A 12128-nucleotide genomic window follows, 5' to 3' on the forward strand; every position below is an offset into this window, starting at 1 on the left:
AATTGAACTGCTGCGGACCGGTTGGCATTCAGGGGCACGGCTTTTCACAACTTTTTGCGGATACACGCCCTTGCCAATATCTGGACGCATAAGCCGGTGGCGTGCCCGCCGAAAGTGATCCGCCAAACAGCTCCGCTATAATCGGACTACCTTTTCACACCTCCATTCCAAATAGATGTCCGTCAAACGAAACCGGTCCCGGGCCAACCAGCCACGCCGGCCGCTGACAAAGGCGCTGTTACTACCGATGGATCGTGCGTCCGCTAGCGAACAGTCCCTGAGGCTGCATCTGGCGCTGGTCGCATGTCGTGAGTGCCAGGCCAATAGTCACCTGATCAACGAACTGATGCGCGCCGTCTATCTTGCTTATTTTTTGCAACGCGCGGGCTACGGAAGGCATCCAGCCGAGCACTTCAAGGTCGCCGAGTGCGCTGTGGAGGTGACGCTGGCGCATGCGCATGAGACCGGCGAATGGCGTCTGACGCCGGACGTCATCGGTGACTTTGAAGAACTGATAGCCCTCTATGACGCGCAACTTGCCCGCGCACCACTGCATGCGGTACGTCACGCCGAAGAGCAACTCAGGGATTTTCTCGCGGGAACGGAAAGCTCGCCTATCGTCGTGGAGGCGTAACTCTGTAACTCTCGCGCCGCTGCACCAGATCGTGGGTGTATGTGTTCAGGCTACGACATCCCTGGGTGTGAGCGGTGATCTCCAGCAGCGCGAAGCCGCGCTCACCACATTCAGATGTGCACAAGGTTGAGCGCTAACGTCGCTGAACATTCGAGCATCACTGAAATATATAGGACTCCTTATAAATGTTGATAATTCCTTTTATGTTAAATCCGCTTCTACAAAAACATCTGAGCCGAGTTTCCACGGGCAATCTTTTTCCCGTGGCCGTCCAGTATGCGTCGAGGCCACTTGGGGTGCCGCATGCGGGTCTCGCCAAGTAGTTCGGTCAAGGCGCGGTGACGAGCATCCAAGTGGATGGACTGCTCACAGACATGCTCTTGTCGCTCGATCTGTGAGGCAACAGGGACGCCGTCGAGTCGTGCATCGCAGACTGGTTGCGTCAACATCCATACTGACAAGCCTGACGTGGCACGCGCCGCGCAGCACCGCTCCGAGCCGATTCCCACTTTGCAATAGCCGGCCGGTATGGCCCTCGCGCCTTGCCTGTGCTGTTGATGCGCTGACCGACGAACGTCATCCTGGAACCGTATCGGCCCTGTCATTGTGCGATAGCGCGGTTGTCGCGAACGTCAAAAACTGCTTCGACTCTGGCATTGCCGGGTATGAACAATCGACAGCAACGTCTCACACAGCGTTGCCCACAACGCTGTCTGCAATTTGCGCGTCCTGAACGGCTACCCCCGTCAGGTCCGCGACGGTAATCTGCTCGCCTTGAGAATCGTCACGTCCGCGTTTTCCGCTCGCAAGCAAGGTTCCGAGCTCGATCAACCGCTCCTCCTGAATCAGTCCAGCGGATAACGCGTGAGAGACCTCACCGTACTTGCTACATTGCGCGATCGAATCGACCACAATGACGTCTGCGCGCCCGACGATCCAGGCGTCCAATTCCTGTTTGCCAGGACCATCCGCACCAACAGCAGTGATATGGGTGCCGTCCTGAACCCATTGGGATTTCAGCAACGCCTCGCGCGATGGCGTAGCGGTCACAATCAGATTTGAATTGATTGCAACGCCTTCTGCGGACTCGTAAGCATGAACCGAGAACCCGAACACCGACATGTCGTCTGCAAAACGCAGCCGCCGCTCGGCATTCGGTTCCCAGACATGCACGTCGCGGCACGATGTTACCGTGCGCAGATATTCCAACTGTAGCCGCGCCTGCACACCCGTGCCGATGATGCCGATCCCGTGAACCTCGTGCGGAGCTAGCGCGCGTGCAACTAATTGGCCTGCGATTGCGGTGCGCACGCAGGTCAGCCAGCCTTCGTCCTGCAGCAATGCGACAGGCGCACCGGTCTTTGCCGAGAAGAGCATGACCAGCCCGTCGTTGCTGGGTAATCCCGCTGCGGGGTTGTTGTAAAAGCCGGACGATACCTTCACCGCGAACGTAGCGGCCCCGTCGACGTACGCTGACTTGATGCAGCATTCGCCGTTGCTCGACTCGAACCGGAAGTTCTGAATCGGCGGCACCTGGGCCGTTTTGCGGGAATAGGCGATAAGGCCCTGCTCGACCATGCGTACCGCCCGTTCCATGTCGAAGCGCGCCACGATTTCGTCTTTCGTCCAGATTTTCACTTCACGGCCTCGATGAATTTGTTCAGCATGATGTTCCGGCCGCACAACACGACCGCTACCGCGCGCCCTTGATAGCGTGGCGCGAGCCTGAGCAGCGACGCCAGCGCTACGCCCGCGGCGCCTTCCACCATGAAGCGCTCGGTCTGCGCGAGCAGTTTCATCGCGGCCTTGATTTCCTCTTCGGTCACGAGGTCGGTATCGGAAATGACCTGCTGGCCGATACCGAACGTAATCGAATCGGGTTCGATGCCACCCGCCGTGCCGTCGGAAATCGTGTCGTGCTCTTCGACCTCGATGATTTCTCCCGCTTTCAGCGAGCTATACAGCGCCGTCGAGTTGGCCGGCCAGCAACCGACCACCGCCGTCTGCGGGCTCAAGTGCCGGATTGCCGTCCCTACGCCCGAAATCAGACCGCCGCCGCCGACCGACGCGAACACGGCGGCCAGTTCGACGCCGGCCGCACGCGCCTGTTCGTGCATCTCGATACCGATCGTGCCTTGCCCCGCGATGACGTCGATATCGTTATAGGGCGACACGAACGTCATGCCCTTGAGCTTCGCCTGCCGGCCTGCTTCAAGCTCGACCGCAAGGGAGGTGTCGTCAATTGTGACGACCTCGGCGCCAAGCGCCCGGATGGCGTCGAGCTTGATCGCCGATGCGGAGCTGGTAGCGTAGACCGTGACGGGAACGCCCGCGAGTTTGCCCGCGAGCGCCACACCCTGACCATGGTTGCCGCTCGACACCGTCAACACGCCATTGCGCCGGGACGCCTCGGCGAGCAGACGCAGCTTGTTCGTCGCGCCGCGAAACTTGAACGACCCTGTCAGTTGCAGATGCTCGCACTTCAGATACACCTCACAGCCGGTCAGCTTCGACAGCATCGGACTGTATGAAAGCGGCGTAATCGCAACCTGTTGGCGAATGGCGCGATGCGCGTCGTCGATCCGCTGGAATAAATCGTGTGTCACCCGTTACCTCTCAAATCTTTCAGATGGTTGAAAACCGTGGCGCGCCCCATCGACAGCACCTTCGCCACGTAATTCGCCGCGCTTTTTCCTTTGAAGGCACCCTCTTCGTAGAGCGCCTCGACGAGCACACGCTTATGCTCGCGCGTGAGCATGGACAGTGTGAGCTTGCGTTCCTGCAACCAGTGATTGAGAAACACGTTCACCCGGTCCTGCCAGTCGTCGTGAAAAAGCTTCTCCGGCTGCGGCTGAAGCACCGCGCTCGAGACCAGCAACTCAAGCGCCTGCCTGGCCTGTTCGAGCGCCGAGAGATGGAAGTTGATACACATCACACCGATCGGCTCGCCCGATTCGGTGCGGACCACAACGCTGGTCGAACGGACCCTGCGGCCGTCCCAGCCGAGCTTCTCGTAGGGACCAATGACCGTCTCCCGTTCATCAAACTCAATGTCGTCGAGCGCCGAGTCGTCTCCCAGTTCGCGCTTGGACTGGTTGTTCGCTACGTACACGACAGTCTGCGTTGCGAGGTCATGTAGAACGACTTCCGTGTACGGCGGAAACAGCATCGCGATGCCGTCAGCCACCGCGCAGTACGGTGCCAATGGTCCCAGCGATGCCTGCCGGCGGCGGGCCCGACCGGCTCCAGTTTTCGCGGCAGGCTTCACCTGCTTCGAGGCATGGGGGGAGTCGTTGGCGGAAGTGTTTGCTCTGGTCATGTGTTTGCCTGCACGGTGCGAAATGCACGCAGCACGCCGCATGTGCGGCCTAGTGTGCGGTGAGGTCCACGGTAAAATACTTCTTGAGAAGCTGTTGGTAGGTGCCGTTGCGCTTCAGTTCCGCGAAAGCGCCGTTGAGCGCGTCAAGCAGTTGGTGATCGCCCTTGCGCACACCGATACCAACACCGGTTCCGATGATTTTCGCATCATTGACCGAGGGCCCGGCAAACGCGAAGCCCTTGCCGTTCGCCTGGTTCAGGAAGCCCAGACTGGCGGCCGTCGCATCGACGAAGGTGGCATCGATACGGCCCGCCACCAGGTCGTCGTACGCATGGTCCTGCGTCTGGTAAGACTGCACGTCCACATTTTTCGGCGCCCACATCTGAATGGCGTACTGCTCCTGGATTGAGCCTTGCAGCACCCCGACCTTGTGGCCGGTCAACGATTCCGCACTCGGCAGCAACGCGCTTCCTTTCTTCGCCACCAGTTGGGCGGGCGTCAGATAGAGCGGGACTGTGAAGTCCACCTGCTCGGCGCGCTTTGCATTGATGTTCATCGCGGAATCGATCGCGTCGAACTTCCGCGCTTTCAGCGCCGGGATGAGACCGTCGAACGAATTTTCGACCCACACACATTTCGCCTTTAGCTGTGCGCAAAGCGCATTGCCAAGGTCGATATCAAAACCTTGGAGCTGCCCACTCGCCGTTTTGGATTCAAACGGGGGATAAGCGGCTTCGACGCCGAACCGGATAGTCGCCAGACTCTTTACCTGCGCCGGAATCGGAAACGCGCTCGCCAACAATGCAAAAGCGGCTATCGCACGTAATGCCTGCTGCTTCATGATCAACCTCACTCTTTCTGGGGAAGACCCCAAATATCTTTGTATCGGTTTCGGCAGCATCTCGGGATAGTCGGCGCGACGTGAAGGGCGGCTCATCGCGCGGCCGGCAGGTGTTGTCAAATCTGTACCACTCGGTATAGACTAGACTTTCTTGTACAGAAAGTCAAACACCTTTGATCAGAGCGTATTCGACTCGCCGCGGGATTTGCAGGGGATCGTCAGCGAATGCGTCCGTGCCCCTCGCTGTCGGGCGTGCCGTCGATCTGGACTTTTTGTCTATTTTTTGAAGCATAGGCAGCGCGCCGCGCGCAGGCCAACCACCCAAACCGTGATGGAGGTTCTATGGGGCGCCTTAACATCAACTGGGAACGCGACGGTCGTCAAGCCGCCTACCTCGAACTGCCAAGCTCGACCAACACGAGCGCGTGGCAAAACTTGCGAATACCGGTTTTTTATTTCAGACGTGGCGATGGACCCAGAACGCTTCTGATTGGCGGTAGCCACGGCGACGAGTACGAAAGTCAGGTGGCATTGTCAAAGCTTGCGCACACCCTCGACCCGCACACACTGATCGGTTCGATTCTCGTCATCCCGTCGCTGAATCTGCCTGCGGCACTTGCGGGGGCGCGCCTGTCCCCAATCGACGGAGGCAATCTCAATCGTGAGTTTCCCGGTGACGCGCGAGGGTCTGTCACGCAGCGCATGGCTCACTTCGTTAGCCATGAACTGGTGCCGCGTGTCGACAGCGTGGTCGACCTGCATTCGGGTGGACGCACCCTCCGGTTTCATCCCTGCACCTTCGTTCACGGACAGGCAGACCCGGCGCGCACGGCGGCCTTCCTCGCCGCGGCCAGGAGTTTTCGGGCGCCACTGACCGTCATCCTTCGGGAAGACCATGCGGACGTCATGCTGGACGATGTCGTGGAGCGCGCGGGAAAGTTAATGTTAGCAAGTGAGCTTGGTGGAAGTGCCCTGGTGACACGGGATACTGTCCACCTCACATCTGAAGGCCTGCGGCAGCTTCTACAGCATCTAGGGCATATGAGTGGCGCGCAATCGTCGCCTACAACCGTAGCGCCCTCAAGGGTGGTCTGCGTGCCAGGGCCGGAATACTATCTGCATGCAGATGACACCGCACTGTTCGAGCCCGTACTGGAGCTCGGAGAAGCCGTTCGGGAGGGTGCTGTCGTCGGCTTTTATCACTACATCGACCGAGTAGACCGTGCGCCCGTTCCGCTGTACGCCCCGCGGAGTGGCCTGCTGTTGTGCGTCAATGGACAGGCATTGGTCCATCGCGACGACGCGGTCGCCGTAATCGCGGTCGACTACGAGGGCTAACCGTCTTGCCTGGCGCGTCGTTTTTTTATGTGGCGTTCCGATCTTTGCGCCGGTCAACGTCCGCATAAGCAGCATCGCCTTCAGGCGGTTGCTCGGCCTTTTCAGTCAGCTGGCAGCGGGTAAAGGTGCGTCCGGTCCGCTTGCGCCTGCGGTTCTGCGTCGAGGCAAAAACCTGCATCAGAAAAAGCTCAACCCTTTTAATAAGGCAAGTCGTCGCTGTACGCGATCCGATACAACCCAATCAGGCAATGCCCGCGAGCGCATCAGCAATATCGGCATCGCGTGCCGAGGCCATCAGATCATCGCCTGACGCCAAACTTGGATTTTCGGTACGATAAGTCGCCTGTCGCACGAGCAAACATTCCTATGAACGAAATGACAATGGATTGGGGCGATGTCCGCGTGTTTCTCGCGATCGCCCGTTGCGGCACACTCGGCGCCGCCGCGCGCCAACTGGGGCAGACCCAGCCCACCATGGGGCGCCGGCTTCGTGCGCTCGAAAGCGCGGTCGGCCAGGCGCTGTTCCAGCGCACCGCCGACGGCTTCGTACTGACCGACGAAGGCACTGCGGTGTTGAGTTTCGCGGAGCGAATGGAAGAAGAAGCGCTCGCGTTCACACGTTCGCTCGCAGGGACCACGCAGCACTTGACGGGGTCGCTGCGCGTGTCGTCCTCGGACTGGTTCGGCATTCATGTGCTCACCCCCGTGTTCGCCGCGTTTCTCTCGCGGCATCCGCAGCTCTCGATCGAGTTGGTCACCGATTCGCGACGCTACAGTCTTTCACGCCGTGAAGCGGATCTCGTGTTTCGCATCACGCCGTTCGACGAACCCGATGTCATCCAGCGAAAGATCATGGATCTGAACTACGCGCTGTACGGGCACGTCGACCTGGTTGCGCCGCAGGCCGGCGATGGCGCAGGGCAGTCGCTCATCACGATGGACAGCGCCTTTGAGGCCTTGCCCGATGTGACGTGGATCCGCCGCATGCTGCCAAATGCGCGGGTCGCGTACGCCAGCAACAATCGTGGCGTCCAGGCGCGCATGTGCGCCGAGAACGGCGGCTTCGCGGTCCTGCCTTGCGCGCTTGGCGACAACACGCCAGGCCTGCGGCGCATCGACCTCGGCGAAACGCCGCCGGGCCGCGAGGTCTGGCTCGGCTACCATCGCGACCTTCGTCGGCTGGGGCGGTTGCGGGCGTTGATCGACGTTGTCGTCGACAAACTCGCCAACGCGTAATTGACATCTGGCCGCCGCTGAAATCACTTACGATTGCCGACCCGCGCGGCCAGCGTCACTCGATATCGACGACGATCTTGCCCCGCGCGCTGCGATCGGTGATTGCGTCGTACCCTTGTTCCGCCGAGCGAAGATCGAAGCGGCGCGAATCGAGCCGCGGCGTCAATTGACCCGCTTCGGCAAGGCGCGTCGCCTCGCCAAGCATCTCGCCGTGATGCGCCCGATTCTCGCCGGTCAGCAGCGCATGCAGGGTGAACACTCCGGAGTAGGTCGCCTCGCGAAACGACAGCGGTGCAAGTGCATGGGTGCCCCAGCCGAGCGCGCTGACGACATGGCCAAAATGCTTGACCGCCGCGAACGATGCATCGAGCGTCGCTCCGCCGACCGTGTCGGCGACAAGATCGAAACCCGCGCCGCCCGTATGCTGGGCGACGTATTGCTCGACGTTCTGCGCGGCGTAATCGATCGGCGTGGCGCCGAGGCGCGTGAGCTCGTCGTGATCGCGCGAACTCGCCGTGGCGAACACCCGCGCCCCGAGCGCCCGCGCCAGTTGCACCGACACGTGACCCACCCCACCCGCACCGCCCTGGACAAGCACGGTCTGACCGGCCTGAAGCTTCGCGCGATCTACGATCCCCATGTAGGCGGTGATGAATGCCAACGGCAGCGCGGCGGCTTCGCGCATCGACAGATTGGAGGGCTTCAGTGCAAGCAGATCTGCGTCGACCGCGGCATATTGCGCGAGCGAACCCTGGATGCCGCCAACGCCGCCCGTCATGCCGTAGACCCCGTCGCCAGCTTTGAAGCGGGTCACGCCAGCGCCCACCGCCTCAACCACACCGGCCATGTCGATGCCGAGCACCAGCGGCAGCGGATGTTTTGCGTGGGCGGCGCCGCCTGCGCGGATTTTTGTGTCGAGCGGATTCAGACCGGCTGCCGCGATGCGCACCAGCACCTGGCCGGACAATGGCTCGGGGCGCGCCAGGGCGGTGAGTTCGAGCGGTCCGTTGTACTGGGAGAGAACGAGGGCCTGCATAGTCATGGTGAACGCTCCTTGCAAATACCGTTAAAGGGAAAAAGCAGATGAAGCGAATGATGAGCTATGCAGTTGAGATTGACCATTTACAAAATAGCATAGCAACCATGCATTAGTGAATGGCGCCAACGTACTGAGCGCTGCCCTTGCCGCTCTGGCCAATCAGGACAAGTTGACGCGTCAATCTCCCGAGGCAATGCTCCTGCTTCCGACGTTGGCGTAGTCGTGCCGCTTATGCAGATGGTCCACGTAGTCCAATGCATTCCTGTAAAGCACATCTTCGGGAATGGTGTGATTGGCACCGTGCATCACAAACGTTGGTAACGGTCGCGCCTTTATGAACCGAATCGTTTGCTCGAGCGGCCGGAGTAATTCATCCAACGTATGGCCAAGGCGGCCATTCTTCTGATAGGCGTCAGCGGGACTACCGGTCGACACAGCAAATCCGATTTCTTTCCGTGCTAATCTGTTACCGCCCGGACCGTAAGCCCAGCCATACAGAAATACATCGTCAATCCATTTTTTCAGTAACGGCGGAACGCTGTACCAGTAGACAGGAAACTGCAAGATGATTCTGTCGTGTCCTGCCAATAACATTTGTTCGCGCGCTACATCGATATTCCAGTCTGGATAAGCCTGATAGATGTTCTGCAAGGTGATTGTTTCCGGCCGCTTGTGAAGCTCTGAGGCCCACACCGCGTTCACCTGCGAGCTTTCAATGTTCGGATGAGCCAGAACCACTAATGTGCGCATTCGCCAATTCCTCAAAAAATTTTAAACAGCGTTCCCGCCGGCTAAAGCGCTGTCACACTGAAAGAGTAGATGGTCTGCCCCGAAGCTTGCCAGTCAAACGATGTGAATTCTCGTGACGTCCATGTGGGAAGTCCATCCAGAGTTTGCTCGGAGTCCGAGCATAGGAACACCCGTGAGACAGGTGAGGTTTCTAAATAATCCGCTACTGGTAAAATCTGTCTCAGACTGCTGTGTGCGAAGCAGGATGCGGGAAGACTGGATACTATCTTTCCGTGCTCAAACGCCTCGAGCGCGACAATTGACTGTGTGAATTGGAGGTTGGAGATGGGTGTGTACGGCGACCAGATTGGCAGTCATTTTCGCGTGCAAAAACCGCGAACGCTAATAAGCCGTGGCCTCAGCCATGCGACTATCGCAGTCACGGAGTTGCGCTGCGATGCACCCGATCACGGCATGACAACGCCGATCGCACCGGAAGACGCGTTCGTCGTCGGATTGCAGTTGCGCGACTATTCCGGCGACCTCTGGCTTGACGGAAAGTCCGCGAAGGTTAAACCCATCCATCGCGGACAGATTGCAGTCTACGATCTCAAGGTCGACACCCAAGCCTATCTACGGACGCCCTTTCACTGCCTTCAGTTCTACCTGCCGGGACAGGGACTGACGAGCCTTGCGGAGCAGAACGGCGCAAGCTTTGATCGCGACCTGAACTGCGCGCTCGGCGTGACGCTGGAGGACCCAATCTGGATGCAGATTGCACAATTGATGATGCCGGCGCTGGAGGCACCCGAACAGGCAAATCCACTCTTCCTCGATCATCTTTCCCTGGCTTTGGCGGCGCATTTCGCCAGCAAGTATGGCGGCATGCATATGAGCGACCGGCTCGTGCGCGGCGGCCTCGCACCCTGGCAGTTGCGTCTGACCAAAGAAATGATGGCGAACAGGCTCGACGGAAATGTCTCGTTATCGGAAATGGCGCAGGCGTGCGGTTTGACGCCCACCTACTTTGCTCGAGCATTCAAGCAAAGCACAGGATTACCGCCGCACCGTTGGCTGCTTATGCAACGTCTTGAGAAAGCCCGAGCTCTGATGGTGAGCTCCGCAATGACGCTTCTTGAGATTGCCTTTGCGTGCGGCTTTGCCGACCAGAGCCATTTCACTCGTGTGTTCACCCGCTATTATGGAGTGACGCCGAGCGTCTGGCGCCGGTCTCACCACGGTCGCGAGTTGAAGACAATGCACTGACGAAAAGGTTGTTTTCACCGAAAAGTCATCACTTTCGACAACCACAGTAGAACATTTACGAAACCTACAAGAGGGATAAGAACGTTCCAGTTACCGCAGGAATGTTCAAGCGACCGAAAAACCCCGCAGGTACGATGATTTCGTCCAAATCCCGCGTGTCCGAGCCCATGATCACCGAGCCACAAGCCATGTTCCGCTTTGGGTCTCTCACCGTTGCACCGTCGCGTCGGGTATTGTCCTGCGACGGCAGGCCAGTGATTATCGGTAGCCGTGCGCTGGAAATCCTGATTGTCCTGCTCGAGTACGCGGGTGAACTAGTCGACAAACGTACGTTGATGAAGCGCGGCTGGCCCAGCACTGTTGTTGAGGAGAGCAATCTGCGTGCGCAGATTGCCGCGCTGCGGCGCGTCATCGATTCCGTAAGTCAGGACATCGGCGTAACTGGCGAGTTGATCGCCACTGTGCCAGGGCGCGGATATCGGTTTTGCGGTCCAGTGGCAATCGTCCCAGAATTGCAACCCATTCGCTTTAACCAACGGACCGGCATTCCACGACGCCTCAGTCGGGTGATCGGCCGCGACGACGCCATTCGCGATATAAGCGAACGGCTTCACACTTGCCGCTTCGTCACAGTCACCGGGCATGGCGGGGTCGGCAAATCGACGGTCGCTCTGGAGGTCGCGGAATTTGCAGAGCACACCTATTGTGGGGGAACGCTCTACCTCGACCTTTCGTCGGCAAGCACACCGGAAGACGTATCCACTTCGCTCAACCTGGCGGCTGGTCTCCCTTCCACCACGGGTGACCAACTTTCTGGAACGATCGCCGCCATTTGCAGCCAGGAAGTGCTTGTTGTTTTGGACGGTTGCGACCACGTCGTACACAGTGCGGCGCTCCTCGCCGAAGCGATTCTGCAAACCTGTCCGAAAGCGCGGGTACTCGCCACAAGCCGAGAAACCCTACGCGCCCAAGGAGAACACATCTGTCGACTCCCTCCGCTTACTGCCCCACCCATTCACGTGGAACCAATCTCGGCTAGGAACGCGAGCCGTTACCCCGCAGTAGAGCTGTTTGTCGAAAGGCTGACCTCGAACATGCACGACTACGCACTGACCGACGACGACGCGCCGATGGTTTCTACCATCTGCCGACGCCTTGACGGTATTCCGCTCGCGCTGGAATTTGCCGCAGGTCGCGTCGATGTCTTCGGTATTCCGGGCACATTAGCGCTCCTCGACGACCGTTTCACGTTGATGTCGCTGGGTAGACGTCATGGCCTTGAGCACCATCGAACGCTCGATGCGTTGCTCGGCTGGAGCTACGACGCCCTCACACACCAGGAACAGCTCGCGTTACGCCGGCTTGGCATCTTCGACGCCCCTTTTCCGCTCAACGCCGCGTCCTTCGTCTTAGCCGATGCGTCGATTGCGGCTGACGACGCCTATCTCATCGTTGCGGCGCTGGTTGAAAAGTCACTGGTGACTGCCGAGAATATGGGCACAAAACCCACTTACCGTTTGCTTGATGTGACGCGCGCTTACGCGCGGGCACGGCTCGTGGAAACAAGCGAGCTGGACTCCACCAAAGCCAGACTTGAAGTCTGGCTGACGAGGCATGGACAGAAGCAGGGAGCCGCCGTTCCGGCGCAGGAGGATACTCGCTGCGCAATGCAACGGTGCACGGGAGCGGGCGTTGCTGCGCTTCAAGGTCTACCAGCCGGATGATC

11 protein-coding genes are annotated in these 12128 nt (G+C 59.4%); 5 read left to right on the top strand and 6 right to left on the bottom strand.

The annotated features are described in order from the left end of the window. Positions 1-247: 247 nt before the first annotated feature. Positions 248-634, top strand: coding sequence for a hypothetical protein (locus tag HV770_RS28370; protein ID WP_175164872.1), 387 nt, complete (start codon positions 248-250; stop codon positions 632-634). A gap of 687 nt (positions 635-1321) precedes the next feature. On the opposite strand, the gene HV770_RS28375 is transcribed toward HV770_RS28370, so the two are convergent. From HV770_RS28375 to HV770_RS28390, 4 genes are read right to left on the bottom strand one after another with little or no spacing between them, the layout of a single operon-like run. Then, positions 1322-2272, bottom strand: a complete 951-nt coding sequence (locus HV770_RS28375) for an ornithine cyclodeaminase family protein (RefSeq protein WP_175164873.1) — start codon at positions 2270-2272, stop codon at positions 1322-1324. Continuing rightward, on the bottom strand, positions 2269-3240 hold the full coding sequence (locus tag HV770_RS28380; RefSeq protein WP_175164874.1) for a threonine/serine dehydratase: 972 nt from the start codon (positions 3238-3240) through the stop codon (positions 2269-2271). The genes HV770_RS28375 and HV770_RS28380 overlap by 4 nt, the downstream gene beginning before the upstream one ends. Further along, a complete protein-coding gene (locus HV770_RS28385) occupies positions 3237-3953 on the bottom strand; it encodes a helix-turn-helix transcriptional regulator (RefSeq protein WP_175164875.1) in 717 nt (238 codons plus the stop codon). The genes HV770_RS28380 and HV770_RS28385 overlap by 4 nt, the downstream gene beginning before the upstream one ends. Before the next feature lie 49 nt (positions 3954-4002). After that, positions 4003-4794 (bottom strand): ABC transporter substrate-binding protein, encoded by a 792-nt coding sequence (locus HV770_RS28390; protein ID WP_175164876.1) that lies wholly within the window; start codon positions 4792-4794, stop codon positions 4003-4005. Positions 4795-5136: 342 nt separating this feature from the next. On the opposite strand from HV770_RS28390, the gene HV770_RS28395 reads away from it, so the two are divergent. Next, positions 5137-6132, top strand: a complete 996-nt coding sequence (locus HV770_RS28395) for a succinylglutamate desuccinylase/aspartoacylase family protein (protein ID WP_175164877.1) — start codon at positions 5137-5139, stop codon at positions 6130-6132. A gap of 366 nt (positions 6133-6498) precedes the next feature. Further along, positions 6499-7368 (top strand): LysR family transcriptional regulator, encoded by an 870-nt coding sequence (locus HV770_RS28400; RefSeq protein ID WP_175164878.1) that lies wholly within the window; start codon positions 6499-6501, stop codon positions 7366-7368. Between the two features lie 55 nt (positions 7369-7423). Here the strand turns inward: HV770_RS28400 and HV770_RS28405 are convergent, their stop codons facing one another. Continuing rightward, positions 7424-8410 carry a zinc-dependent alcohol dehydrogenase family protein gene (locus HV770_RS28405; RefSeq protein WP_175164879.1) on the bottom strand — a complete coding sequence of 329 codons (987 nt, stop codon included), beginning with the start codon at positions 8408-8410 and terminating at the stop codon, positions 7424-7426. Between the two features lie 174 nt (positions 8411-8584). Next, positions 8585-9157 carry an NAD(P)H-dependent oxidoreductase gene (locus HV770_RS28410; protein ID WP_175164880.1) on the bottom strand — a complete coding sequence of 191 codons (573 nt, stop codon included), beginning with the start codon at positions 9155-9157 and terminating at the stop codon, positions 8585-8587. 330 nt (positions 9158-9487) lie between these two features. On the opposite strand from HV770_RS28410, the gene HV770_RS28415 reads away from it, so the two are divergent. Both HV770_RS28415 and HV770_RS28420 read left to right on the top strand, forming a co-directional pair. Beyond that, positions 9488-10402: a helix-turn-helix domain-containing protein gene (locus tag HV770_RS28415; protein WP_175164881.1), complete on the top strand. Its 915-nt coding sequence runs from the start codon at positions 9488-9490 to the stop codon at positions 10400-10402. A gap of 134 nt (positions 10403-10536) precedes the next feature. Then, a complete protein-coding gene (locus HV770_RS28420) occupies positions 10537-12126 on the top strand; it encodes an ATP-binding protein (protein WP_175164882.1) in 1590 nt (529 codons plus the stop codon). Positions 12127-12128 lie beyond the last annotated feature (2 nt).

Source organism: Paraburkholderia fynbosensis, assembly GCF_902859935.1.
GTDB lineage: Bacteria > Pseudomonadota > Gammaproteobacteria > Burkholderiales > Burkholderiaceae > Paraburkholderia > Paraburkholderia fynbosensis.

Coding starts and splice junctions, on each gene's coding strand:
- HV770_RS28370 (WP_175164872.1), top strand. CDS start 248: ATGGATCGTGCGTCCGCTAGCGAACAGTCCCTGAGGCTGCATCTGGCG.
- HV770_RS28385 (WP_175164875.1), bottom strand. CDS start 3,953: ATGACCAGAGCAAACACTTCCGCCAACGACTCCCCCCATGCCTCGAAG.
- HV770_RS28390 (WP_175164876.1), bottom strand. CDS start 4,794: ATGAAGCAGCAGGCATTACGTGCGATAGCCGCTTTTGCATTGTTGGCG.
- HV770_RS28395 (WP_175164877.1), top strand. CDS start 5,137: ATGGGGCGCCTTAACATCAACTGGGAACGCGACGGTCGTCAAGCCGCC.
- HV770_RS28400 (WP_175164878.1), top strand. CDS start 6,499: ATGAACGAAATGACAATGGATTGGGGCGATGTCCGCGTGTTTCTCGCG.
- HV770_RS28405 (WP_175164879.1), bottom strand. CDS start 8,410: ATGACTATGCAGGCCCTCGTTCTCTCCCAGTACAACGGACCGCTCGAA.
- HV770_RS28410 (WP_175164880.1), bottom strand. CDS start 9,157: ATGCGCACATTAGTGGTTCTGGCTCATCCGAACATTGAAAGCTCGCAG.
- HV770_RS28420 (WP_175164882.1), top strand. CDS start 10,537: ATGATTTCGTCCAAATCCCGCGTGTCCGAGCCCATGATCACCGAGCCA.